This window comes from Lysinibacillus sp. TE18511 (assembly GCF_054062295.1).
In genome coordinates this window covers 148,727-174,537 of the sequence record NZ_JBSSFD010000001.1, presented here as the reverse complement: position 1 = coordinate 174,537, position 25,811 = coordinate 148,727, and the positions used below count along the sequence as shown (strand labels likewise).

23 protein-coding genes and 1 pseudogene are annotated in these 25,811 nt (G+C 38.2%); 2 read left to right on the top strand and 22 right to left on the bottom strand.

The genetic code is table 11. The features are described 5' to 3' along the window. Positions 1-360: 360 nt before the first annotated feature. The 21 genes from recA to ACVWXS_RS00735 form a co-directional block, all read right to left on the bottom strand. Positions 361-1,428 (bottom strand): recombinase RecA, encoded by a 1,068-nt coding sequence (gene recA / locus ACVWXS_RS00835; RefSeq protein WP_368635400.1) that lies wholly within the window; start codon positions 1,426-1,428, stop codon positions 361-363. Positions 1,429-1,587: 159 nt separating this feature from the next. Next, positions 1,588-2,847 carry a competence/damage-inducible protein A gene (locus tag ACVWXS_RS00830; protein ID WP_427419862.1) on the bottom strand — a complete coding sequence of 420 codons (1,260 nt, stop codon included), beginning with the start codon at positions 2,845-2,847 and terminating at the stop codon, positions 1,588-1,590. Between the two features lie 17 nt (positions 2,848-2,864). Further along, entirely contained in the window at positions 2,865-3,443 is a 579-nt protein-coding gene (gene pgsA, locus ACVWXS_RS00825) for a CDP-diacylglycerol--glycerol-3-phosphate 3-phosphatidyltransferase (protein ID WP_068983093.1), read from the bottom strand. Between the two features lie 50 nt (positions 3,444-3,493). Beyond that, a complete protein-coding gene (locus ACVWXS_RS00820; RefSeq protein ID WP_456955380.1) occupies positions 3,494-4,399 on the bottom strand; it encodes a helix-turn-helix domain-containing protein in 906 nt (301 codons plus the stop codon). Positions 4,400-4,431: 32 nt separating this feature from the next. Next, positions 4,432-5,214 carry a DUF3388 domain-containing protein gene (locus tag ACVWXS_RS00815; protein ID WP_068983492.1) on the bottom strand — a complete coding sequence of 261 codons (783 nt, stop codon included), beginning with the start codon at positions 5,212-5,214 and terminating at the stop codon, positions 4,432-4,434. Positions 5,215-5,442: 228 nt separating this feature from the next. Next, positions 5,443-5,700, bottom strand: a complete 258-nt coding sequence (locus tag ACVWXS_RS00810) for a DUF3243 domain-containing protein (protein ID WP_068983095.1) — start codon at positions 5,698-5,700, stop codon at positions 5,443-5,445. Between the two features lie 44 nt (positions 5,701-5,744). Then, positions 5,745-6,473 carry an elongation factor P 5-aminopentanone reductase gene (gene ymfI / locus ACVWXS_RS00805; protein ID WP_456955377.1) on the bottom strand — a complete coding sequence of 243 codons (729 nt, stop codon included), beginning with the start codon at positions 6,471-6,473 and terminating at the stop codon, positions 5,745-5,747. After that, the gene (gene yfmH, locus ACVWXS_RS00800; RefSeq protein ID WP_456955375.1) at positions 6,470-7,771 is read right to left on the bottom strand and encodes an EF-P 5-aminopentanol modification-associated protein YfmH; all 1,302 of its coding nucleotides are present in this window, start codon (positions 7,769-7,771) and stop codon (positions 6,470-6,472) included. The genes ymfI and yfmH overlap by 4 nt, the downstream gene beginning before the upstream one ends. Continuing rightward, positions 7,768-9,039 (bottom strand): EF-P 5-aminopentanol modification-associated protein YfmF, encoded by a 1,272-nt coding sequence (gene yfmF, locus ACVWXS_RS00795; protein ID WP_456955373.1) that lies wholly within the window; start codon positions 9,037-9,039, stop codon positions 7,768-7,770. Before yfmF ends, yfmH begins: the two co-directional genes overlap by 4 nt. A gap of 227 nt (positions 9,040-9,266) precedes the next feature. Next, the gene (locus ACVWXS_RS00790) at positions 9,267-10,226 is read right to left on the bottom strand and encodes an ABC transporter permease (protein ID WP_456955371.1); all 960 of its coding nucleotides are present in this window, start codon (positions 10,224-10,226) and stop codon (positions 9,267-9,269) included. A 1-nt stretch (position 10,227) separates the two neighbouring features. After that, a complete protein-coding gene (locus ACVWXS_RS00785; RefSeq protein ID WP_456955368.1) occupies positions 10,228-11,274 on the bottom strand; it encodes an ABC transporter permease in 1,047 nt (348 codons plus the stop codon). Beyond that, a complete protein-coding gene (locus tag ACVWXS_RS00780; protein WP_456955366.1) occupies positions 11,274-12,821 on the bottom strand; it encodes an ABC transporter ATP-binding protein in 1,548 nt (515 codons plus the stop codon). Before ACVWXS_RS00780 ends, ACVWXS_RS00785 begins: the two co-directional genes overlap by 1 nt. A gap of 551 nt (positions 12,822-13,372) precedes the next feature. Then, entirely contained in the window at positions 13,373-14,461 is a 1,089-nt protein-coding gene (locus ACVWXS_RS00775) for a BMP family lipoprotein (RefSeq protein WP_456955364.1), read from the bottom strand. A gap of 54 nt (positions 14,462-14,515) precedes the next feature. After that, the gene (locus ACVWXS_RS00770) at positions 14,516-15,244 is read right to left on the bottom strand and encodes a GntR family transcriptional regulator (RefSeq protein WP_368635411.1); all 729 of its coding nucleotides are present in this window, start codon (positions 15,242-15,244) and stop codon (positions 14,516-14,518) included. Between the two features lie 198 nt (positions 15,245-15,442). Continuing rightward, positions 15,443-17,737, bottom strand: coding sequence for a DNA translocase FtsK (locus ACVWXS_RS00765; protein WP_456955362.1), 2,295 nt, complete (start codon positions 17,735-17,737; stop codon positions 15,443-15,445). 425 nt (positions 17,738-18,162) lie between these two features. Then, positions 18,163-19,830, bottom strand: a complete 1,668-nt coding sequence (locus ACVWXS_RS00760; protein ID WP_374963466.1) for a ribonuclease J — start codon at positions 19,828-19,830, stop codon at positions 18,163-18,165. Positions 19,831-20,273: 443 nt separating this feature from the next. Further along, entirely contained in the window at positions 20,274-21,191 is a 918-nt protein-coding gene (gene dapA / locus ACVWXS_RS00755) for a 4-hydroxy-tetrahydrodipicolinate synthase (RefSeq protein WP_456955359.1), read from the bottom strand. A gap of 13 nt (positions 21,192-21,204) precedes the next feature. Beyond that, the gene (locus ACVWXS_RS00750; protein ID WP_423473607.1) at positions 21,205-22,242 is read right to left on the bottom strand and encodes an aspartate-semialdehyde dehydrogenase; all 1,038 of its coding nucleotides are present in this window, start codon (positions 22,240-22,242) and stop codon (positions 21,205-21,207) included. An 82-nt stretch (positions 22,243-22,324) separates the two neighbouring features. Then, positions 22,325-22,915 carry a dipicolinate synthase subunit B gene (locus tag ACVWXS_RS00745; protein WP_368635416.1) on the bottom strand — a complete coding sequence of 197 codons (591 nt, stop codon included), beginning with the start codon at positions 22,913-22,915 and terminating at the stop codon, positions 22,325-22,327. Beyond that, positions 22,909-23,688 (bottom strand): dipicolinate synthase, encoded by a 780-nt coding sequence (locus ACVWXS_RS00740; RefSeq protein ID WP_368635417.1) that lies wholly within the window; start codon positions 23,686-23,688, stop codon positions 22,909-22,911. Before ACVWXS_RS00740 ends, ACVWXS_RS00745 begins: the two co-directional genes overlap by 7 nt. A 9-nt stretch (positions 23,689-23,697) precedes the next feature. After that, positions 23,698-23,961: a YlmC/YmxH family sporulation protein gene (locus ACVWXS_RS00735; RefSeq protein ID WP_053594254.1), complete on the bottom strand. Its 264-nt coding sequence runs from the start codon at positions 23,959-23,961 to the stop codon at positions 23,698-23,700. 73 nt (positions 23,962-24,034) lie between these two features. Here ACVWXS_RS00735 and ACVWXS_RS00730 point away from each other — a divergent pair, with 73 nt between their 5' ends. Next, a complete protein-coding gene (locus tag ACVWXS_RS00730; RefSeq protein WP_456955356.1) occupies positions 24,035-24,184 on the top strand; it encodes a hypothetical protein in 150 nt (49 codons plus the stop codon). A gap of 63 nt (positions 24,185-24,247) precedes the next feature. Beyond that, positions 24,248-24,589, top strand: a pseudogene (locus ACVWXS_RS00725) (ATP-binding cassette domain-containing protein); the annotation flags it as partial. On the opposite strand, the gene ACVWXS_RS00720 reads toward ACVWXS_RS00725, so the two are convergent. Further along, complete coding sequence (locus tag ACVWXS_RS00720) at positions 24,566-25,789, bottom strand: M16 family metallopeptidase (protein ID WP_456955354.1); 1,224 nt, start codon at positions 25,787-25,789, stop codon at positions 24,566-24,568. The pseudogene ACVWXS_RS00725 and the gene ACVWXS_RS00720 overlap by 24 nt on opposite strands. Positions 25,790-25,811: the final 22 nt, after the last annotated feature.

The following is a 25,811-nucleotide window of genomic DNA, read 5'->3' as shown; positions in this document are numbered from 1 at the left end:
ACATTGCATTGCCTATTTAAAGTCATAATTCAGAAATTATACATATTTAATTGTATAGCTAGCCTCAAGCTCTGTCAAGGATAGTCGGGCATCTGTTCGCCCTTCTTAAGAAAAAAGTAAGTCACCTCCATTAAGAGAATTAATTCCCACTACCTTTACACTAAGCCACATTTATAATTTTTTATTAAAAATATAAAAAGTAGTACATAGATCAACACATTTTTATGATGACGTTCTATCCGTCGTTTCGATAATTCTATTCATCCTTATTTTCTAGTATGTATAAATACAAAAAAATGCATTGCTCTCACTCTTAAGAGTGGGAACAATGCATCTTAACTTATTTCAATAAGTTAAAAATTATTTTTCGTCTTCAAGTAGAAGTTGTAACTCTTCGTCCATTTCTTCATCTTCATCATGCGCAGCAATTGTGTAAGAAGCAGATGCCATGCCATAAGAAGCACGGATTTTATTCGCGATATCATCAAGGACTGCTGTATTTTCTTTTAAATACTGCTTGGCATTTTCACGGCCTTGACCAAGGCGCTCATCACCGTAAGCATACCAAGACCCACTTTTTTGAACGATGTCTAATTCAACACCTAAATCGACAGTTTCGCCCTCTTTTGAAATGCCTTCACCGTACATAATATCAACTTCAGCTGTACGGAACGGTGGTGCTACTTTGTTTTTCACAATTTTAATCTTTGTACGGTTACCCATTATGTCATTGCCTTGTTTAATAGCTTCCGCACGACGCACTTCTAATCGAACAGAGCTGTAGAATTTAAGCGCGCGACCACCAGGTGTTGTTTCTGGATTACCAAACATAACACCAATTTTTTCACGTATTTGGTTGATGAAAATAGCAATTGTTTTTGATTTATTAATAGCACCTGAAAGCTTACGTAATGCTTGAGACATTAAACGAGCTTGTAGTCCGACATGAGAGTCACCCATATCTCCTTCAATTTCAGCTTTTGGAACTAAAGCTGCAACGGAGTCAATGACGATAATATCGATAGCACCACTACGTACTAAAGCTTCTGCAATTTCAAGTGCTTGCTCTCCTGTATCTGGTTGTGATAATAATAATTCATCAATATTGACACCTAATTTTTGTGCGTAAATTGGATCTAGTGCATGCTCGGCATCGATAAATGCTGCTTGTCCACCATTTGCTTGTACTTCTGCAATGGCATGAAGAGCAACCGTTGTTTTACCTGATGATTCAGGGCCATATACTTCAATAATACGTCCACGTGGATAACCGCCAACACCTAATGCAGCATCAAGTGCTAACGAACCACTTGAAGATGTAGCGATTTCTAAATCCGTCTTTTCACCAAGTTTCATGATAGAACCTTTACCAAAGTTCTTTTCAATTTGTTTTAACGCCTGTTCTAAGGCTGCTTTACGATCACTCATTCCTTTTCCTCCTTCGAAAACTGTTCACTGTTTTTCTCTATCTCTACTATACTTGTTTTTAAGAGAAGACGCAAGAAAAAAGCGAACGTTTATTCGTTTTTTATTCAAAATAAAAATTTGGGTAACTTTTCATTACCCAAATTTCTATTTTCACTTCTATTAGTAGCGTTTTGTAAAGCCTCTTTCTTCCAAAAGTTGCATTAAATAATGACATGTAAACTTCACCGTACGAAGTCGATTTGTATTGCGCATGCCCGATAAATGAAGTAAATACGTAATTGGCTCTTCATCACCAATTGCAATACCAATCCAAACCGTCCCTACTGGTTGATGATCATGCGCCGTAGGACCTGCCGCACCTGTTAATCCAATACCTATATCCGTACCGAATTTCTTACGTACTGTACTAGCCATGGCCGCTGCACATTCACTGCTTACAATCCCATGTGTATCTAATAATTCTTTAGAAATACCGAGCTGCTTAATTTTAGCCCCTTCTGTATACGTAACAACGCCACCGACAAGGGCATCCCCTACGCCTGGTATCTCAGCAAGCTCTGACTGAAATAACCCTGCTGTTAAACTCTCTGCCGCAGCAATTGTTAACTTATTATCTAGTAACATTTCTACTGTTTTAGAGGCAAGAGAATCATCATCACTGCCGTATTGATAGTCACCAACAAGCGCTTGAATCTCTGCCACCTTTGCGGCAATAAGCTGCTGCGCTTCTTGCTCCGTTTCTGTCTTGGCAGTTACACGTAATGTAACCTCGCCGTCAGAAGCAAGTGGAGCAACAGTTGGGTTTGTTTGTGAATCTAAAATATCTTGGACACGTACTTCGAGCTCTGCCTCACCAATCCCATAAAAGCGCATAACGTGAGATGCAATTACCCCTCCAGTATTTAACATCACACTAAGCTTTGGCTTTGCCTCAAACTGGAACATCGGCTCAAGTTCTTTGGGTGGCCCTGGAAGCAAAATATACGTACGCTCATCTTTTGTTAGTATCATGCCAGGTGCCATACCGTGATGGTTGGCAAGCACCTCACTACCTGCTAGTATTAAAGCTTGCTTACGATTATTGTCCGTCATTGGACGTCCTCGTTTTGCAAAAAATTGCTCAATATACGTCAGTGCGATCTCATCAAATTCGAGTGAAACGCCAAGATGACGAGCAATCGTTTCCTTTGTTAAATCATCCTTTGTAGGACCAAGCCCACCAGAAAAAATGATTAAATCAGCACGAGTCTCTGCAACAGAAATAGCCTTTTCTAAACGTTTCGCATTATCCCCTACAACAGTGTGATAATACACATTTATCCCTAACTCAGACAACTGGTTAGAAATAAATCTCGCATTTGTATTCGTAATCTGACCAAGCAATAACTCTGAGCCAACTGCAAGAATTTCAGCATTCATGATCCCCAAGACCTTTCTTATTTAGACTCAAGTAAGACACGTCGATTTAGATAGAAATAATCCCATCCAGACCATACTGTAAAGAACAATGCAATATATAGCATAATTTCATCAAATGGAATACCAATCAGTGTAAAGATTGTATTGTGTAAAAGCGCTGCTGCAATAGCCATAATTTGAGTCCATGTTTTAATTTTACCAAGCTGATTTGCCGCAACAACTTCTCCTTCGCCTGCCAATATTAAACGAAGACCAGTTACCGCAAACTCACGGCTAATAATAATTATTATGATCCAGGCAGGCGCCATATCAAGCTCTACCATTAAAATAAAAGCTGCTGAAACTAGCAACTTGTCCGCTAGTGGATCTAAAAATTTCCCAAATGTTGTCACAAGATTATACTTACGTGCATAATAACCATCCACCCAATCAGTTGTTGAAGCAAAAATAAAAATAAGTGCACCTATAAAATGATGAACAGGCATCTTCGCACCGAATAGTGACATTGTTCCCCAGTTGAAATCAAACATCATCACAATGACAAAGAACGGAATAAGTAAGATTCGAGAGATGGTAATTTTATTTGGAATGTTCATTTTACTAACACCTTTCATGATGAAAGAAAGTAGTCATCACTAGATGACTACTATTCTTTATTGAAATTGATGACGATGTTTTGCGTTACAATTTGCTGTGCATACGTTAAAAGCTCGTCATTAATATATACCTTAGCTTGCGCTGAATTACCTAAACGGATACGTGCGTAGTTTTGAGATGTTGCGTCGAATTCCACTACTTCACCTGCATTGTATACACGAGTATCTGTTAGTATTTCTTGTTGCTGTTGATTTCGAATACCAATAAATGTAGGACCTGATACCTCAATACGTATTTTAAATGTATCTGTACCTGCTAACGTATAAGAAGTCGTAGCTCCATCCGCTTCAATAGCTCCAGCTGAAATCGATTGCTTAACCTCTTCAGTTTGTTTTTCATCAGATGTTTCCTTTGCTGAATCTTTTGAGTCTTGTTTAGCATTCGCTTGAGCTTTTTTATCTTCTTTTTCTTTTTCTTTTTCTGTATCTATTGGTTTTACTTTTGTATCATATTCTATTTCTGATGGAATATCGTCTTTAACATCTGGTATTGCATTATTTTTAGACTGCATTAGCACCCAAATCACCACAATAATGACAATGATAAATAAACCAACGATTATTTTTGGCATTGACTCCATCATTTTATTGGAAGGTCCCTTTGAAACTTTTCTTCTACTTGGGCTATTCGTCATCGATTGACTTACTTGATCATTTTTTGTACCTGGCAGTTCGCTCTTATAGGTTTCTAAAATTTCCTCTGCGTTCAAACCTACAGCGTCTGCATATTGTTTAATAAAAGCTCGTACATAAAACGAACCAGGCATAATCGAATAATTGCCCTCTTCAATTCCTACTAAATAACGCTTTTGAATTTTCGTTATTTCTTGTAAATCGTCTAAGCTGTAGCCTTTAGACAGTCTCGCCTCTTTCAGTCGAGTCCCCAATTCTGCCACTCATAACACCTACTTTAATATTAAATTAAAAATTAAAATCCTCCAAATGAATCGGATTCGGACATCATATGGTTTTTTTCCATTATTTCATACGTAATTTCTTCATCTGGGTGATGACGTAATTCAATGATATAATCAAAATCCTCAATCTTATATTCTGAATGCTGAACAAACATATCTGGATGCTCGACGACCTTAATAGAAGGCATACTCATCATTTCACGTACTAGTTGCAAATGCCGTTCATCAGACGAACGACGCGTCACAATGCCATCTAATATAAAAATATTATTGTCACTGAATTCATCACCAGCAAGTTTATTGCGGACGGTCTGCTTAATCATTGTAGATGATAAAAAAATCCATTTTTTATTGGCACATACACTAGCCGCTACAATCGACTCGGTTTTCCCAACACGAGGCATTCCTCGTATTCCAATGAGCTTATGCCCCTCTTTTTTAAAGAGTTCAGCCATAAAGTCAACTAAAATACCAAGTTCATCTCGTACAAAGCGGAAAGTATTTTTTTCATCTGCATCTCGAGGAATATAATGACCGTGCCTCAGAGCTAAGCGATCACGGAGTTTAGGTTGTCGAAATTTGGTAACGTTGATATGTTCCATTGTCGAAACAATTGTACGAAAACGTTCAATTGCCTCATCGTTGTCTGTATGCACTAACATACCACGTCGATCCTCATCGACACCATTTATTGAAATAATATTGACACGAAGCATCCCTAAAAGTGAAGCAATATCTCCTAATAATCCAGGGCGATTCACCTGAATTTCATATTCAAAGTACCAATCGCTCAAACACACTCGTTCCCTTCCTATTAGTTAACGTAATAAATCCTTTATAAGTTCCATCATAGCTGATTTTTTATGTAATTAAAAGTTCGAATATATGGAATTACGGCGTTATTTTTAAAAACTTACTATTTTTTTAAAAAGCATTCAAAATAGGCTTACATACGTTCCCTTTTCTATGCCAAAATTGCTTCTTCATATAGAAAAAAGAGGAGATAAACTCTCCTCTTTTTTTTACTGCACATGCTTATTTTGTACAAGTTTAACGACACAATTCGCCAATGCTTCTTTTTCATCTTCAGAGGCAACGCCCCATAAATCCGACAGCACTCGCTCTTGTTCATTTTTAGGATCGACATTTGTCGCCAAATATTCGCCAATTTGTACCGCAGCCTGTTGAATCAATTTCTTTGGCATACCGCTTGATTCTGCCTGCATAACATTTTGTCCTAAAAACGATGTCCATTTTTGCCAGTTTTCTAAAATGGTCATATGTTCCTCCTCCTTTACACATGTAGTATGTGCAAAAAAGAAAATTATATGTACCAGCCACCGTTTAATCGAATTATTTGTCCCGTAACATAATCTGCTTTTCCAGAAAGATAGAAGCGCACCATTTCAGCAACATCCGTAGTTTGCCCAATTTTACCTAAAGGAATGTCCTCCAAAATATATACAAGCTCCTCTTCACTTAAATGACTATTCATCGATGTATCAATAAAGCCCGGTGCAATAGCATTCACACGAATTCGTGACAATGCCGCTTCTTTCGCATAGGACTTTACAAAAGCATGCTGGGCTCCCTTCACAGTGGCGTAAAGTGCTTCACCAGCGGACCCGGCCTCTCCCCAAATGGAACCGATAAAAAGCACATAGCTGACATCATGAGCGCGAAGCTTTGATGAAAGCAATGCCGTCAGACGCATAGGATTTTGTACATGCACACGCCATAATGCTTCCATATCCTCCATTGTAGTATCTTCAAGTAGAGAATAATGCGCCTGACCATTCGCAAATACAATCGCTTGCACATTAAAAATTTGAGATGCTAGCGATTGCGCCCCAGATATTTTCGAAAAATCCCCCTGTACAAGCATAAACTCCTGTGCAGGGAAATTTTCTGAAAGAGAGCAGTATAAAGCCTGAGCTGCTTTCTCATTGTTTGAAAAGTGTATGTAGATGGACCAACCATCATCTGCCAGACTCCGACAAATAGCACGGCCAATCTCACCCGATGCACCTAACACGAGGGCAAACTTTTTCACTGTTCGCCCTTCTCTGTAGGTAAAATTTTAAAGACAGTTTGTTGAGCTTCACCTTGAATCGAAGAAAATGCTTTTTTCAAATCATCAATCGTTAGTTCTTCAAGTACCGGCACAACATCAAACAAATTCATCTCATTAAACGAATAACGTGTAAATTGGTTTGCGATAAATTCAATAGAGTTCAGTGCACGTAAGAAGAAACCTATTTTTTTACGTTTCACTCGTTCTAAATCGGCACTTTCAAATTGTGCATTTCCTTCATACTTTGCCAATTCTTCTTTAATTGCCTTTTCCAATGCAGCAGGTTCGGTTGAATCCGAACCAATCATAGCAAAACCAAAACCACTTTCTAACGTAAAATCAAAGGCATACGTTTCATCAATTAAACCATCTTCATAGACACGCTCATAAAAATTAGATGTACGTCCAAAAATAAGTTCAAGTGCAATTTGAACAGACAGCTCATGCTTTAACATGTCACGACCAGAAAGATTCGTTTCTTTTGCTTTTAAGCCTACATAGACCTTAGGCTTTTGTACATCCATATGCAATTCACGCTCTTTGACAGCAACCTCTGTCGGCTCCTGATCAAAGAAGCGTTGAATTGGAGTTGGTTCAGGGAATTCTTTTTTGTTTTGATTGTCACGAATAAACGTCATCATTTCATTAGGATCCACAGCACCAATGACAAATAATAGCATATTGGACGGATGATAAAATGTATTGAAGCACGTATATAAATGATCCGCTGTAATGCCGTCAATCGACTCTATTGTGCCAGCGATATCAATTTTGACTGGGTGATTATGGTACATGTTTTCGATTGTGCCAAAATACAGGCGCCAATCTGGCTGATCATCGTACATCGTAATTTCCTGACCAATAATGCCCTTCTCCTTATTGACTGTAGCTTCTGTAAAGTAAGGCTCTTGAACAAAATTTAATAATGTTTCAGTACTTTTGTAAATATTGTCTGTCGATGAAAATAAATACGCCGTACGTGTAAATGACGTAAAGGCATTGGCCGAAGCACCATACTCACTAAACTTTTGGAAGACGTCTCCATCTTCTTTTTCAAACATTTTATGCTCTAAAAAGTGGGCAATACCATCTGGTACAGTAATGCTTTCTGTTTCACCCATTGGCATAAATGTACGGTCAACAGAGCCGTACTTTGTTGTGAACGTCACAAATGTTTTTGAAAAGCCCTTTTTCGGTAAAATATAGACATCTAAGCCATTCTCTAGTTTTTCATAATACAAAGTTTCATCTAATTGTTTGAATTCAATTGTTTTCATTGTGCGGCTTGCTCCTTTCCACATAAGAAATAGACCGCTTCTAGCTGTACTTGCTTCGCCATTTCAACAACATCTTCCTTCGTAACAGCTTTCCATTTATTTGCCCAGGTTTCAACAGCGAATTCCTCAGGTAAATCTTTATATTGGTCAAAAATTTCTATTTGTCCTCGGGCAGAATCCAATGATTCTTTTAGCTGATTCGTCAGCATTGCCTTTGTTTGCTCTAATTCTAAATTCGTAATATCACCTGCTTGCATAACAGCAAGTTGTTCCTTAATAAGTGATAGTGCCTTTTCTTCATTCTTTGGTTCGATGCCAGACACAACAAAGACTAAGCCATAATGTGATGCATATGAGCTAGACGCATAGTAGGCTAAACTTTCCTTTTCGCGAACATTCATAAATAATTTGGCATGAGGATAACCACCGAACACCCCGTTAAAGATTTGCATTTTTGCGAAATCTGGATTACCAAATCGTACTGGTGTACTAAAGCCAATATGCATCTTTCCTTGCTTCATCTCTTGTTGTTCACGTACATAATCATTTTGTGGTTGCTGTTGTGGAAGTACAGCAGGAATTTCTTCAGGTGTACGATCATTAAATGGTAGCGCTTTTTTCAACTTCGCCACGATTTCGTCTTCATTGATATCACCTGCGACATAAATGTCTATTTTATCGTTAGCAAGCATGGATTGGTATGCTTCAAACAATGATGCTGAGGTAATATTTTGAATGTCCTCGACAGTTCCATTAGCAGAAATAGACGCCGGTTCATTCGGTCGTAAAATTTGCTGAAGGCGTTGCTGTGCAAAACGAGATTTATCGTCAAAAATGGATTCAATACGCTGAATAACCGTTTTCTTTTCACGTTCCACAATAGATTCCTTAAATACACCGTTTTCTAAATTCGGTTCAAATATTGCTGTGTGCAATAAACCAATCACTTCATTTAAAACACTTGTATTTGCCAAGTAATGATCATTAACGGCTTCTACATTCATCAGTACTGTATGTTCATTGCCACGCTTAGATGTGTCAAAATACAACACTGTGCCATACAAGTCATCTAAAAAACTACGGAATGCAGCTGTTGTTGTATATTTGGCATTGCTGTGTTGCAAAACATTTGTTAACACCGTGCGTTCAGAGGCACTTTTGGCCGTTAATGCTCTTCTCCATTTAATTGAAAAGTTTACGGTTTTAAATTGGGTTGTTTGTCGGATATGCAAATTGACACCTTTTGCAAAAGGTATTGTTTTAAACATATGGGAACCCTCCTATCTTTCTTAATATAACAATGTACTACACATACTATACATGTCTATTGTCTATAATTGCAAAAAGAATCCAAAGTATGTATATAAATATGTAAAATTACATGAGGTTTGTTGAAAAAGATTAATTTCCAACCTTTATTTTCCCAAACATTAGTGCTATGTACAAAAAAAGACTGAGCATTTTCGCCCAGTCTTCCTCGATAGATCTGTTTTTATTAACGTTTACCTTTAATATAAGGTTGCCCACTAGCCTTCGGTGCATTCGCTTTACCGATAAATCCTGCTAATGCAAGAATTGTTAATACGTACGGTAAAATTTGTAGGTAGACAGCAGGAATGTCTTGAATGTAAGGAATACCGCTCCCTGCAATACTTAACGTTTGTGCTACTCCAAAGAATAAGGCTGCACCTAGCGCACCAATCGGATGCCATTTCCCGAAAATCATTGCTGCAATGGCCATAAAGCCTTGCCCAGCAATTGTTGCATGTGAGAAATTAAGTGTAATTGATTGTGCATAAACTGCACCACCAAGACCACCTAATGCCCCAGAGATAACAACAGCAATATAACGCATTCTATTAACTTTTACGCCCATTGTATCTGCAGCCATTGGGTGCTCACCAACAGCACGTAAACGTAACCCAAATGGTGTTTTATAAATGATAAACCATGCCCCAATAGCTACTGCAAAAGCTAAAATTGACGTACTATAGACATCACGGAATAATAATGGACCAAGGAATGGGATATCCTGTAAATAAGGGATACCAAAACGGTCTATTGATTGGGTAATCATATCCGTTTGACCTTTATCATAAATCATTTTTACTAAGAATACAGATACCGCTAAACCTAATAAGTTGATAGCAACCCCCGATACCGTTTGATCGGCACGGAAGGAAATAGACGCAACTGCATGGAGAAGTGAGAAGATTCCTCCAGCAATGACAGCTGCCAGCATCGCCACCCAAATGGTTGCTTCACCGAATGTTGAAGCATATTCTAAATTGACATAAATACCAACAAATGCACCAACAATCATTAAACCTTCAAGTCCGATATTTACTACACCAGAACGTTCAGAGAATACGCCACCGATTGCCGTAAAAATTAAAGGTGTTGCATAAAGAATTGCAGAAGGGATGATGAAATATAACATTTCTAAAAAGCTCATGTTATTGCCCCTCCTTTTTCTTGCTCAATTTTTGTAATGCTACTCGTATGATATAACCTGATGCTACAAAGAAAATAATTAACGCAATAATAATAGATACGATTTCCTCTGGAATACCCGCAGCATTTGGCATATTTAGCGCTCCGTATTTAAGTGAGCCGAATAATGAAGCCCCAAAAACTACTCCTAGTGGTGTGTTGGCACCAAGTAAGGCAACGGCGATACCATCGAAACCTATACCAGTAAAGCCTGGTTTAATAGAGGCGTTTCCGAAAGTACCTAGTGCCTCCATCGCACCACCAAGACCTGCGAACATACCTGAAATCGTCATAGCTAAAATAATGTTTTTATTAACGCTCATACCCGCATATTCTGCAGCATTCTTGTTAAATCCTACTGCTTTTAGCTCATAGCCACGTGTAGTTTTTTCTAATATGAACCACATAACAACTACCATTAACAGTGCAACAATGATCCCATAGTGAAGACTTGAATTGTCTGTAAGCTCTCTTAAAAACGGAGAACGTAAAGAAGCCGATTCATGAATTCGTTCTGTTTTAAAGCCACCGTCGGACAATTTACTAATCACTGCATTCGCAATATAAAGCGCAGTATAGTTTAACATAATTGTCGCAATTACTTCGTGAACTTTAAATTTCGCTTTTAAGAAACCTGCAATAAAGGCCCAAAATGCACCAGCAGCTGCAGCCGCCAGTAATGCTAATGGTAAATGAATAACTTTAGGTAGTTCAAATGCATATCCTACCCAAGCTGCTGCTAGCCAACCTAAAATTAGCTGACCTTCAACACCGATGTTGAACAGTCCCGTACGGAAGGCAAATGCTACTGCAAGACCTGCCAAAATGTACGGTGTTATTTGACGAATTGTGTTCCCAATTGAATATGAATCTCCAAAAATACCTGTCCAAAGGGCCATATAACCTTGTACTGGGTCATAGCCGCTGACTAACATCACAATAGCCCCAACAATTAAACCGATAATGATAGAGATGATAGGAACGAGTATATTAATGACACGATTTGACATTAGTCGTTCCCCTCCTTCGCACCATGCATATTATTTTTACTACTTTGTCCTGCCATTAATAGGCCAAGCTCTTGTTCTGTTGTTTCTTTCGGATTTAACTCATCAACAATTTGACCATCATAAATTACAGCGATACGGTCCGAAACATTCATGACCTCATCTAATTCAAATGAAATTAATAGTACTGCTTTTCCTTTATCACGTTGCTCGATCAGGCGAGAGTGAATAAACTCAATAGCACCTACGTCAAGACCACGTGTTGGTAATGCCGCAATTAATAAATCTGGATTACGATCAATTTCACGACCGATAATTGCTTTTTGTTGGTTACCACCTGAAAGGGCACGTGCTGGTGTCATTTCACCATTACCAGTACGCACATCATACTCTTCGATAATTTGGCGTGCTTTTTCAGAGACCTTCTTGTAGTCCATGACAAAGCCCTTAGCGATTGGAGACTGGTAATATGTTTGCAGCGCGATATTATGGCCAATTGGGAAATCTAATACTAAACCGTGCTTATGGCGGTCTTGTGGGATATGCCCAACGCCTTCCTCTGTAATTTTTCGAGGCTTCATATTTGTAATATCTTTGCCATTTAATTTAACGTTACCACTTTTAATTTTACGTAGGCCTGTAATAGCTTCGATTAATTCGGATTGCCCGTTACCATCAATACCGGCAATACCAACTATTTCACCTTTACGAACTTTTAAGCTTAGACCTTTTACTTTATCAATATTGCGGTAGTCTGTAACGACTAAGTTTTCAATCGTAAGCGCTTCTTCAGTTGGTTTTGCTTCAGTTTTTTCGGTTTTAAATTCGACTTGACGACCTACCATCATTTCTGCTAATTGGTCAGGATTTGTTTCAGCTGTTGTAACTGTTCCAATCCCTTCACCTTTTCGGATAATCGTCACACGGTCAGAGACTTCCATAATTTCTTTTAGCTTATGCGTAATCAAAATAATAGATTTACCCTCTGCAATTAGGCGTTGCATAATCTGAATAAGCTCTGTAATCTCTTGTGGTGTTAAAGATGCAGTCGGTTCATCAAAGATTAAAATTTCTGCACCGCGGTATAATGTTTTTAAAATTTCAACACGCTGTTGCATCCCCACAGTAATATCCTCGATTTTGGCATATGGATCAACATCTAAACCATATTTTTCAGAAAGTGCTTGTACTTTCTTTGCCGCATCTTTAATGTTAACAATCCCCATTTTTGTAGGTTCAGAACCTAAAATAATGTTCTCTGTCACTGTAAAATTTTCCACTAACATAAAGTGTTGATGGACCATACCAATCCCTAAATCATTAGCCACATTCGGGTTTGTAATTTTTACAGCCTTCCCACGAACTCGAATTTCGCCACCCTCTGGTTGATACAAACCAAAAAGAACGTTCATTAAAGTCGATTTACCTGCACCATTTTCGCCTAGCAATGCATGGATTTCGCCTTTTTTCAGTTGGAGGGTGATGTTATTATTCGCCACGAAACCACCGAATTCTTTTCGGATTCCTAGCATCTCAATCACGTATTCCAAATTTGTCACTCCCTTAATAGGCACTTTTGTAAAATAAAATTTGCCGTGCGTATTAGTATCTGCCGCTTTGACTTTTGGTACAGATAAGCAATACGTCCAGTTTTTGAAATGTTATTTAGATTTTTTTGAGACAACATTAATTTGATATTAATAAACGAGTCTACTAATCTAAATGCTAGCCATAATCACTGTTAGCCCAACGTTTTTCACATCGTATAACATTGACTTCAGCCAAAGGTTTTATCTTCTTTCAGTGGGCATTATGAAACCCAATTAACCATAAACTCACGCATATCTTAACCCAACAATAGAGGTAGATATCTTCTGAATGAAGAAAAATTAATACAGGAAAGGTCATCGTTAGAAACCTTTCTTCTATTAACTTGTTACCATCTTACTATTCTTACGATAAACTCATAGAAAAATTACTACCTCTATGGTAAATAAAAATATAGTCTAATTGAGTATTGCAAATAGTCGAAATATAACGATAGATTAAAAAATCATCATAAGGGTCTTCTAAAAGTCCCTTATGATGAGTAAAAGATGAATTATTTTTTCACTTTTTCTGGAACTTTAATTTCACCTTTAGCAATTTTTTCTTTATATTCGTCAATGACAGCTTGAACATCTGCTGGGATTGCACCACGAGAATCTGCAAGTTTCACACCGTCTTCAGCTAAACCATAAGTAAGCGTTTGACCACCTGGGAATTCACCGTTTTTCGCTTTATTAGAAATATCTACTACTGCTGTGTTAACACCTTTTAACATAGAAGTTAAAGTTACATTTGTTTTATCGTCAATTTTACCTTCTTCGTATTGGTCAGCGTCTACACCAATTACCCATACATTTGCATTAGGATCTTTTTTCTTACGTTCTTTTGCCTCAGAGAATACACCGTTACCAGTTGCACCAGCAGCGTGGAAGATTACATCTACACCTGAAGAGTACATGCTGTTTGCAGTAATTTTACCAAGATCAGCTTTATCGAATGCACCAGTGTATTTTTTTTGGATTTCGATATCTGGATTTACAGCTTTTGCGCCTTCAACGAATCCAGCCTCGAAGCGGTTAATAACTGGAATATCTACGCCACCTACGAAACCGATTTTACCTGATTTAGACATTTTTGCAGCTGCTACACCAGCTAAGAAAGCGCCTTCTTGCTCTTTGAACATTACATTAACAACGTTATCTGCTTTTACTTCAGCGTCGATTAATGCAAAATTGTTATCTGGGTTTTCTGTAGCAATAGCTTCAACTGCGTCAGCCATCATGTAACCGATACCAAAAACTAAATCGAAGTCTCGACGTATTAAGTTGTTTAAGTTTGTTTCATAATCTGCGTCTGTTTTTGATTGTAAGTAGTCGAAGCCGCCCTTACCTTTTTCTAGGCCATGTTCTTTACCGTAAGCTTGAACACCTTCCCAAGCAGATTGGTTGAATGATTTATCATCAACGCCACCTACGTCCGTAACCATTGCTACTGAGAACGCTTCTTCTTTGTTGTTTTCGCCTGATGTTGCATTTTCATTTTCTTTTGCAGGTTTTTCTTCGTCTTTCGCACCACATGCACCTAGGATTGCACTAGCTGCTAAAACTGATGTTAATACTAAGCCAAATTTACGTTTTTTCATTTTGATAACCCCCCAAAGGTAATGTAATTAGCAGGAAAAATATTTAGAAATGTTCTACACCCGTTTACGAACTACATGGAAGCTGAATTTATCAGCTCTGAAATAATTTTTTGAATATAACACTACTTGATCATGATCATCGTAGTGCAACTGCTTTAATACTAAAAGAGCTGTTTCACGGCCACAATTTAAAATCGGTGATGCTTGCTCATGATACCCAACTGGATCAATATATGTCACAGCATAGGCAACATGAATTTTACCGGATTGTTCAAGTGCCGAGAAAAGTGAAACTTCTTTTTTTTCTACAAAGTCAGTTGGCAGAAAGCTTGCAGGTAGTCTGTCAATGCAGTATACTACTGGTTCACCATCTGCTGTTCTGACACGTTCAATCGTGAGTATTTTATCTCCGCCATCACATTGGAAGCGTTTTAAATCTTCCTCAGAAGGTATGTTTTCCGTCGCTTTTAAAAAGCGGGAACCGGGTTCCATACCTGCTGACTCGATCATAGAAGAAATGCTCGATAAATGCTCGATACCTGATGTAAACAATGGCTTAGGGTTTACAAACGTCCCCACCCCATGTCGACGCACTATGACATTTTCTTCTTCCAACAGCCGTAGCGCTTCTCTAAGTGTTGCTCGACTTACTCCTAGTGATTTCGATAATTCAAACTCTGAAGGCAGTTTTTCATTTTCTTTAAAAACGCCTGTATCAATGTCAGACTTTAAACGATCAATTACTTGAAGATAGAGATGACGATGATCTGCTTTAATAGTCACATATATCACCACCAAAATCAGAGATCAGACATCTGATGTACAACATTCCTACTAATCGTTCATAAATATAACATTTTTGCAGAATGAAATAAACAGTTTTAAATAAAATCTGTTATAGAATTCACCCTTTCTCCACAACCTTTTCAAATTAATAGACAAAAATACAATATTATCCACTAATTTGTTATTATTTTTGTGTTAATTATCATATTGATGAATGAGCACTTGACGAGGTTTACTACCCTCAGAAGGCCCGACAATACCGCGTTGTTCCATTTGATCAACAATACGCGCAGCTCTTGAATAGCCGATACGGAAGCGTCGCTGCAACATGGAAACAGAAGCTGTCTGCATACTTACCACTAATTGCACAGCTTCATCAAATAACTCATCCGTTTCCTCTAAAACGGTTTCTTCTTCGGTCGGTATCATCTCTTCCTGATACTGCGCCTTTTGCTGTTCTATAACAAAATTAACGACCGATTCAACTTCTTGATCTGATAAAAAGGCACCTTGCACCCTTTTTGGTTTAGATGCACCGGCAGGTAAAAACAGCATATCTCCTCGACCGAGTAAACGCTCTGCTCCCCCCATATCTAATATCGTTCTTGAATCAATTGCTGACGATACCGCAAAGGCAATGCGCGAAGGAATATTTGCTTTAATAACACCTGTCAAGACATCTACACTTGGTCGTTGAGTTGCAATTATTAAATGAATCCCTGCAGCACGTGCCATTTGTGCTAAACGTGTAATAGAATCCTCAACATCACCTGATGCAACCATCATTAAGTCCGCTAACTCATCTACAATTACCACAATATAAGGTAATTTCGGATGTTTTTCATCCGTTTGCTCATTTACCTTTTGTACATGGCCATTATAGCCCTCAATATTACGTGTACCTGTATGAGAAAATAAATCGTAGCGGCGTTCCATTTCTGACACTACTTTCTTTAGTGCCTGAGACGCTTTTCGTGCATCTGTAACTACTGGTGCCAGTAGATGCGGAATTCCGTTATAGACGTTTAATTCCACCATCTTTGGGTCAATCATCATGAGTTTTACTTCATGAGGTTTCGTACGCATTAGTATGGACACGATAATACCATTTATACACACACTTTTCCCACTGCCCGTTGAACCTGCAACAAGTAAATGCGGCATTTTATTAAGCTCTGCAAGTACCGCTTGCCCTGTAATATCACGACCAAATGCGACTTGCAGTAACGCTTCCGGCTTTGCTCCATCTTTAGATTCTAACACTTCACGCAGTGTGACAATGGCTACCTCACTATTCGGTACTTCAATGCCGATTGCAGACTTTCCAGGAATAGGTGCCTCCATACGAATATCCTTCGCGGCAAGTGCTAAAGCAAGATCGTCCTGTAAGTTTACAATTTTACTCACTTTCACGCCCACATCTGGCAATATTTCATATTTCGTTACAGCCGGACCTAAATGAACTTGCGTTACTTTGGCCTTTACACCAAAGCTTTGCAATGTTTGCTCAAGTTTTTTTGCATTTGCTTGAATAACAGAATATTCACCACTTTGGTCATGTTGTGGTGGTAATTGTAATAAACTATACGAAGGAAGTTGATAATCTGCATTTTCTACAGCATCTGCCCCTTCAATATGGACATCATCAACTATCTCTCCATGTTCAACACCTTCATTTTCAGCAGTTGCAAATACTTCTCGTTCATGGGATACATTTTGAGTAAAAGCAGAAATAATTGGTTCATGAGAAACCTCTTCCTCTTCTTCCTCATATATCTCAGGTGTCTGATTGACAGCAGCAATTTCATCCTTGCTTTCTACTTTTGAACGACGATTTTTAGGTTTCTTTGGCACATTTTTTTTCTTTTCACGATGTTTCTTTTGCCATTTGCCAAAAAGGTCGGGCATTTTTTCCGCTAAATATGGAACAAGCGCCTTTCCTGTTACTAAAATTAACCCAATAAAGAAAATAACCCACGCGACGACCTTCGCTCCTGTTGCCTCAAATAATACATGTAGCGCACTAAATAACAGTGCACCAATCATACCACCGCCAAGTGCATCACTTCGATGAATGACACCCTCTGTATTAATTAAAATTCGCCAAGACTCTCGCAAAACAGAATCTGATAATAAACCACCAGATTTCGATAATTGTTCAAAAAGAATACCATGACTAAAAATGGTTAAACTCATAACGATTAGGAGCATACCTAATATTAGACGATCCTTCATGCTTACTTTTTTTCGACCAATCATAAGCAACAGTGCAATAAATATAAGCATAAACGGCACAGCAAAATGTATATTTCCAAAAAGAAACATTGCTATTGTTTGCAGGACACGTCCAATCATGCCATATTCAAAAATCATAATAACCGCTATCGCAATTAAGATGAGTCCTAAAATTTCATACATAAGCGGGTGCATTTCTTTTTTTTCTGTTGTTGCTTTTCCTTTAGTGATTTTTCGCTTTTTACTAGTCGCCATCTATTCCACCTTCTTTTGCAGTCCATTCTATATATGTAGCGAATAATAACATGTAGAACTTGATTATTTCAAAAAAAAGGCTCATTACCATAGCGTGGGGTGATTTCCGTTCCAACTGAGTGCTTGCCGGAGCGTCCGATGAGCCGATTCTCTTGCGCTCCGGGGTCTTATCCACCTATAGAGGCGGGAGACTTCTTTAGCTGACGTGTCACTTTCGTTACAAAAAACATTGCTGAAAGAAGTTAAATCCCCAAGGAGTCACCCAGCCTTCACAGCCATCAACCTATATACATAGCTTGCGCTTTAACAAAGGTCATCCCCAACTTTTAGTAACGGGCCAAAAAAAGGATTTTCCACCGTTCACATTCGGTTAGAAAATCCTTTTTCATTCATTTCTTACTCAAAGCTTCAACGATGAGTTATTTTTAATATTCCATAATGATTGGGATAATCATTGGGCGGCGTTTTGTTTTTTGGAATAAATACGTATTCAGTGTATCTCGAATTTCTTGTTTTATGTTTGTCCATTCAAACGTATCTTTACCCACGTATTTTTCAATAACATTTTTAGCAATATCAGAAGCTTCCACCATTAATTCCTCTGATTCGCGTACATATACGAAACCACGCGATAAAATTTCCGGACCAGATGCAATTTTCTTTTGAGCACGATTTAATGTTACTACAACAATGAAAATACCATCTTGTGATAATAACTTACGATCGCGTAGTACAATGTTACCTACATCGCCAACACCAATACCGTCTATCAAAACATTACCAGCTTGTACACGACCACTCATTCGCATTTTACCATTTTTGTACTCTACAATATCACCTTTATCAGCGATAAAAATTTGTGATTTTTGCATACCTAGCTGTTGAGCAAGCTTAGAGTGAGCAATCAGCATGCGGTATTCACCTTGCACAGGGATAAAGTACTTTGGTTGCATTAAGTTAAGCATTAACTTTAAATCCTCTTGGCTACCGTGACCTGACACATGTACATTTTTGCTAGATGTCAGAATTTCAGCACCTGCTTTTGCGATGGAGTTCATCGTATTAGCCATCTGTACTTCCATACCTGGAGATGGTGTAAAAGTAATTAATACTGTATCATTTTTCTTAATTTTAATGTCTCGGTGATGTTTACGGACAATTTTTTCTAATGCATCAAGTGGCTCCCCTTTATTACCTGTTGCAATAATAATAATCTCATCATCTTGATACTTTTGCATTTCTGAGATAGGGATGATTGTATCTTCCTCTACCGTTAAGTAGCCTAGCTGTACACCTAAATCCACAGCTTTCTCTAAAGGTTTTCCTACAATGGCTACTTTACGGAACGATTTTTGAGCTTGTGTAAATACTTGTTGAATTCGAATAAAATTCGATGCATAAACGGCAACTAAAATACGACCTGGCGCTGAATGGAATGTTTTTGATAATTGCTCTTCAATCACAATCTCAGATGTCGTATAACCTGGTCGCTCAGCTTCACACGACTCAGATAGCAGAATAAATACGCCCTCTTCCCCTAACTGTGCCATTTTTGCTAAATCAGGCTTAAATTTACCTGTCGCTGATTGATCGAATTTAAACTCACCTGTATGAACAATTGCTCCTTCAGATGTATGGAACACTACCCCTAACGAATCGGGAATACTATGTGTTGTATGGAAGAATGTCACATACGTTGAGTTAAAATTCATACGACTACGGTTTGTAACCTCAAAGAATTTCACCTGATGTGGTGCAGGTAAATCCTTTAAATGTTCTTTTGCAAGTGCAATTGTTAATTTTGACCCGTACACTGGCGCTTTCAATTTTTGTAATACGTAGGCAATCGAGCCAATTGCATCTTCATGACCGTGCGTTAAGAAAATCCCTTTTACACGATCTTTATTTTCCTCCAAGTACGCAATATCTGGAATGACGATATCAATGCCCAACATTTCGTCTTCAGGGAACATTAAGCCGCTATCGACTACAAATAGCTCTTCATCAATTTCTACTACGTACATTGCTTTTCCAATTTCGCCCACGCCACCAAGTGGGATGATGCGAATTAATTCATTTTTCTTTTTTGTCAATTTATTTCCTCCTAAAAAATATCCCGAACAGCAACCACTTAACATTCATTATACGATTTGCAAAGCTTTTGCACAAATTAAAAATACATGTTTTGTAATGGGAACAGAAAATAATTGTGAATTTATATTACCATTAGGTGGAAATGAATGTGAGGATATAGTGTAGTGAAGGGTCTAAATTTTGTCTTTTAAATGCAAAAACCATTTAAAGCAGGCGGGATTTATCATTGCTAGGATGTTCATATACTTTTGCATAGATGGTACTAGCGCCTGAGCGTTTTTGATGTTACTTGAGCCGGTCTCCTTCTACCCAAGCAAATTCCGCCGTTGCTTGAGCGATTTTCACGTCCTATTCCTAAAAAGAAAAAAGACTTTAGACAAACCTAAATTTCAAGTTTGTCTAAAGTCTAAAGGGGCTAATATGAATTAGCCCCCATTACAATTTAGCTAAAGCTACTTATTTTTCTAAAGCTTCTCGCCTTTTCTTGATACGTATCCCAAATTCGGTCAAAGTTTGCTTTTTCTTCATCCGTCATTTCCATCATTGGCAGACGAACATTGATTGTATCAAAGCCTAATTTGGTCATCGCATATTTTACAGGCGAAGGGTTTGGTTGTGCGAACAGCGCACGTACAAGTGGTAGTAATGCTCGGTGAATTTTGGCTGCTAGCTCGTGATTACCTTCTTCAAACGCTTTAATCATTAATTGCATATCATTTCCAACAACATGGGCAGCCACTGAAATAATGCCTGCTCCACCAATTGCTAGTAGTGGAAGTGTTAAACCATCATCCCCACTATACACTAAGAAATTATCTTCTGAATCAACATTTTCAATAATATCGCCCATTTGAACTAAATTGCCGCTCGCTTCTTTAATCCAAGCAATATTAGGAATTTTACTTAAAGCAACGGATGTTTCATAGGCAACATTAATGCCTGTGCGTCCTGGCACATTATACAGCATGACAGGTAAACTTGTTTCCTTAGCAATTGTTTCAAAGTGTGCAAAAATACCACGTTGATTTGGCTTATTATAATATGGTGCTACAAGCATAATACCATCTGCACCATTTTCTTCAGCCTTGTGCGTCATTGCAATAGAGTAAGCAGTTTCGTTATCCCCTGTACCTGCAATAACGGGTACACGACCAGCTACTTTTTCTACTGTAAAGCGTACAACTTCAATTTTTTCTTCTGTGGACATAGTTGGATTCTCAGAGGTTGTGCCACATGCAACAATACAATCTGTACCATTATCAATCAAATGATTAATAATACGTTCTAGTTCTGGATAATTAATCGTGCCATCTTCTTTGAACGGCGTAATCATCGCCGTACCAATTCGACCTAAATTCATCCTTACACCCCTCTTATAGTAAGTTATCCTCAAGCAATGCTTCTGCAATTTGGATTGAGTTCAATGCAGCGCCTTTCAAAAGATTGTCGGAAACGATCCATAGGTGGAATCCTTTTTTGTTGTCTAAATCTTGACGGATACGTCCTACAAAAGTAGCATCTTCCCCTTCTGCATAGATAGGCATTGGGTAAGTTTGTGTTGCAATATCATCTTGTAATATCACACCTGGTGCACTGCGTAATACTTCAAACATCTCTTGTACCGTTGCTTCTTTTTCTAACTCAATATAAACAGATTCAGAATGTCCTGAAACGACTGGCACACGAACGCAAGTTGCAGCTACTTTAAGTTCTGGTGCATGCAAGATTTTCTTCGTTTCATTAATCATCTTCATTTCTTCATATGTAAAGCCATTGTCTGTAAATTTATCAATTTGCGGAATGACATTACGAGCGATTGGATAATGACGTTTGTCACTACCAGAAGGCAAAATATTTGCTGCTACATCCTTACCTGCATCCCAGTTTTCACTTTGTGCCTTTAATTCCTGAATAGCAGAAACACCTGCACCTGAAACTGCTTGGTATGTCGATACGATAATTTTTGTTAAGCCAAATGCATTACGAATAGGTTCAAGTGCTGCCATCATTTGAATGGTAGAGCAGTTTGGATTCGCAATAATTCCTTTATGCTTAGCAAGATCACCTCGATTTACTTCAGGTACAACTAGTGGCACCTCTGGATCCATGCGGAAATGGCTCGTATTATCGATCACTACTGCACCGCGTTTTGCCGCTTCTGGTGCTAGCACGGCTGAGACCGAACCACCAGCTGAGAATAAAGCGACATTCACGCCCTCAAAAGCTTCAGGTGTCGCTTCTTCTATTGTATAGGTCTTACCATTAAACTCGATTGGTTTTCCTGCTGAACGAGCAGAAGCTAAAAACTTAATATCTCCGATTGGAAAATTACGTTTAATTAGTTGCTCCATCATTTTTGTTCCTACTGCTCCTGTTGCCCCAACCACTGCAACTGTTAACTGCTTTGTCATCTATCATCTCTCCTTGAGTACAAGTTACATAATGTGTGCTATTGTATCATAAAAATACTGAAAATTGTGTGTAATTCATGAATTATTTTAAATATTGTATCAACAGGGGTTGTAATTGCTTTTTCTCAGTAATAGCTTCGTGAACAGTGCCGACCATTTGTTCAAAATCAGCAATCAAAGAATTGGGTTTTGAATGTGGTGAGTCCTGCCCAAATGGAATAAAGTAAATGTTTTTGGTATTTAGCAGTTTCATAATATTCAAGCCATTTAAGCCAAGAGCATCATTTGTTGAAATGCCTAGAATAACAGGCGAACCATTACGCAACGTTGCCTTAGCAGCCATTAACACCGGGCTATCTGTTGCTGCATTAGCAAATTTACTAATACTATTGCCTGTCATTGGTGCTATAACCATCGCATCAAGTGGATTAGATGGTCCGAATGGTTCTGCCTCTTTAATAGAAGAAATAACCTTTTCACCAGTCAATTCTTCTATTTTTGCGATCCACTCTTCCCCAGTACCAAAACGCGTAGCCGCATGTAAAACGGAGTGCGTAATGATTGGGATAACTGTTGCCCCTGCATCTATAAAGTTTTGAATTTTAGGTACTACATCCTCATACGTACAGTGCGAGGCTGTAATACCTAAACCAATTCGTTTCCCCGTTAACAATTTTCTTCCTCCTCTATTGCCTTGCACAGTATTGTAGCCGCATCATGTGCAAAGTATTTCCCGGGTAATGACGGCAATAGCACGTACGTTTGTAGTTGATCAGCGTCTATATCTAAACATCCAGGCTCCGAAGCCAAATCATATAGCACAGTCGGGACATGCTCTTGGAATGATTCAGTAATCCACTTAGCTGGAATTGTATTTATAAAAATTCCATCACTAATTGACCACTCGCGATCATCTAAATTCGTAGCTCTATAACCATATGCTTTTGCTTCACTCACTTGTACAACCGAACGCGCTACAATATGGACATTAGCGCCCATCTTGACGAGTAAAGATGCGAGCATTTTGGCGGTGCGCCCAAACCCTGCGATAGTAAAGTTTTGTCCGTAAATACATTTCTGCTCGAGACCGTAAAACGTGGCGATAAATCCCTCCGCTGTTAATCTTGCATTTTGCCAAATAAAAGATTCTTGCTGTAAATAGCAATTTGTTTCATTTTTCTCAAGTAAATGCTTCCAATGCATCGTCAAACGCCCTGTATAAAATTTAACTTGGGATATGCCATATAGTTGCTCTACTTCAATTTTTAGTGGAAGAATAGGCAGAATAATTCTATTTGGTTGGAATTCTAATACAAGCTTATTTAACTCCTCATTCCAAACTGACGTTCTTTTATAAAATACAGTTCTCGATGGGCTTCTTAGCATTGTAGCTAATTCCTTTAATCTAAGATCTTCACCGATAACAAGCCATTTTTCGTTTTTCAAAAGCTCACCTCACTGTAAAAATTCTGACTGTACCGTCGTTGTTTTGTTAAATAAAATCCGATCTTCACCAATTAGTATAATTTCATGCCAAGGGATCATTTCACTAACTTTCACTTTCTTTTTTTGGAATGGCAATTTATCTTTAACAATCTCAAAGCCATGTATCTTTCCTGTTTGCACATCTAGGAGACATTCCGTATGTGCCAGTATGCCAAAGTGTACGCCACCTTCAACTTGAATTAACTCTTTATCTACCATCTCTGATAGTAACATGCCTCATCTCCCTCCTTGAACCATTACCTCAATATATGCCGAGTTTTTGCAATTCGTGACCCCTACCCAAAGTATGAAATGGTGCTGGAATTTACCAAAAATAGAAAATGCCGAAATTTTGCTAATTGGTAAGGATGTTGTCGAACGTGAATTATCGATAAAAAACGACATTGGTGTGGTTTTTGACGATTTTCATGTACTTGAAACGCTCAATGTGACGTAACTCGACAATTACGAAAAAAGTATTTAAAAAGAGGGATTCAGACATTATTTTGAGCGATTAGCACAATTTAAAATTCTAGAGAGGAAAAAGGCAAGAGAATTATCTCGAGGAATGAGGATGAAGCTGTCCATTGCATTAGCACTGTCACATCATCCAAAGCTACTATTTTTAGATGAACTAACAAGTGGACTAGACCCAATTATGAAAGTAAAGAGGGTACTGATTTGTGAGTACGGCATATTTAAAGGAAGTAATGAGGAACTAAACGAAATACCAGAGCACGCTATAATAAGAAAGCGTAATGGAGCCTTTGGTATATCCACAAGCAAAAAATCTATAGTTTCCTTAACGAAAAAAGGTTGCCTACATGGGCAACCTTTTTTAAGCTTCAGGGCCAATAATTGAAATGGCTGGCTCAGCTTTCAAGATTTTTGCTATTAAACGATTTACTGATTCCATTGAGACTACATCGATTGACGCTAATACTTCGTCTACTGATCGATGTTTACGATGCACTAATTCACTTGTACCGTTGCGATTCATACGCGCTCCTGTCCCCTCTAGACCGAGCACAAAACTCCCCTTAAGTTGCTCTTTCGCATTATCCAGTTCTTCCTCTGTTACGCCACCAGCTACGATATCAAGTAATGTCGCATCAATTGTATGCTGAAGCTGTGATAATTGCTGACGACTTGTACTACCATAAATCGTAAATGCGCCAACATCTGCATAACAAGATTGGTAAGAAAATATTGAATAGGCTAAACCACGTTCTTCACGTACTTCTTGGAACAAACGAGAACTCATATTACCACCAATAATATTATTAAGTGCAATAAAACTATACATATCTGGATCTTTTACACCCATAGCTGGATAAGAAATGGCTAAATGCGCTTGCTCTGTATCGCGAGTTTTTGAAATCTCTCCAGGATAAAATTGAGGATTCGTTAACACAGGTGCAACAGCAAGTGGAGATGGCTGATAATGGCCAAATAGATCTTCAATCGTTTGTATGAGCTTTGCAGAGATATTTCCCGCTATTGAAATAACAACTGACTCTGGACCATAATGTTTAGCCATATAGTTACGTATCACATCTGCTGTAAATGTTTTTAAAGTAGCCGCAGTTCCCAATATCGGACGACCAAGTGCATCGTTTGGATACATAACTTCCCATAGTTTTTCATGGACATCGTCATCAGGTGCATCTTCACTCATTAATATTTCTTCTAGCACAACTTGTCGTTCTTTCTCTAACTCTTCCTCTGCAAACGTAGAATTAAAGAACATATCTGCTAATATTGTGACTGCAAGCTCAGCATGATGGTCTAAAACCTTTGCATAATAACAAGTGTTTTCCTTAGATGTGAAGGCATTTAACTCCCCACCAATTCGGTCAAATTCTTCAGCAATTTGACGAGCTGTTCTAGTTTTAGTCCCTTTAAAAAGCATATGTTCTATAAAATGTGTAATGCCATTTTCCTCAGGTAACTCATAACGAGATCCCGCATTAACAAAAATACCCAGTGCAACAGACCTTACATGATCGATTTGCTCAGAGACAATACGCACACCATTCTGACATGTATGTACTTGTACCAAAAAATCTCCCCCCATAAACATT

Bases quoted from the DNA above. Each gene is read 5' to 3' on its own strand.
- recA (WP_368635400.1), bottom strand. From the start codon at position 1,428: ATGAGTGATCGTAAAGCAGCCTTAGAACAGGCGTTAAAACAAATTGAA.
- ACVWXS_RS00830 (WP_427419862.1), bottom strand. From the start codon at position 2,847: ATGAATGCTGAAATTCTTGCAGTTGGCTCAGAGTTATTGCTTGGTCAG.
- pgsA (WP_068983093.1), bottom strand. From the start codon at position 3,443: ATGAACATTCCAAATAAAATTACCATCTCTCGAATCTTACTTATTCCG.
- ACVWXS_RS00810 (WP_068983095.1), bottom strand. From the start codon at position 5,700: ATGACCATTTTAGAAAACTGGCAAAAATGGACATCGTTTTTAGGACAA.
- yfmH (WP_456955375.1), bottom strand. From the start codon at position 7,771: ATGAAAACAATTGAATTCAAACAATTAGATGAAACTTTGTATTATGAA.
- yfmF (WP_456955373.1), bottom strand. From the start codon at position 9,039: ATGTTTAAAACAATACCTTTTGCAAAAGGTGTCAATTTGCATATCCGA.
- ACVWXS_RS00790 (WP_456955371.1), bottom strand. From the start codon at position 10,226: ATGAGCTTTTTAGAAATGTTATATTTCATCATCCCTTCTGCAATTCTT.
- ACVWXS_RS00785 (WP_456955368.1), bottom strand. From the start codon at position 11,274: ATGTCAAATCGTGTCATTAATATACTCGTTCCTATCATCTCTATCATT.
- ACVWXS_RS00775 (WP_456955364.1), bottom strand. From the start codon at position 14,461: ATGAAAAAACGTAAATTTGGCTTAGTATTAACATCAGTTTTAGCAGCT.
- ACVWXS_RS00765 (WP_456955362.1), bottom strand. From the start codon at position 17,737: ATGGCGACTAGTAAAAAGCGAAAAATCACTAAAGGAAAAGCAACAACA.
- dapA (WP_456955359.1), bottom strand. From the start codon at position 21,191: ATGAATTTAGGTCGAATTGGTACGGCGATGATTACGCCGTTCAAAGAA.
- ACVWXS_RS00750 (WP_423473607.1), bottom strand. From the start codon at position 22,242: ATGACAAAGCAGTTAACAGTTGCAGTGGTTGGGGCAACAGGAGCAGTA.
- ACVWXS_RS00735 (WP_053594254.1), bottom strand. From the start codon at position 23,961: ATGTTACTATCAGAGATGGTAGATAAAGAGTTAATTCAAGTTGAAGGT.
- ACVWXS_RS00730 (WP_456955356.1), top strand. From the start codon at position 24,035: ATGAAATGGTGCTGGAATTTACCAAAAATAGAAAATGCCGAAATTTTG.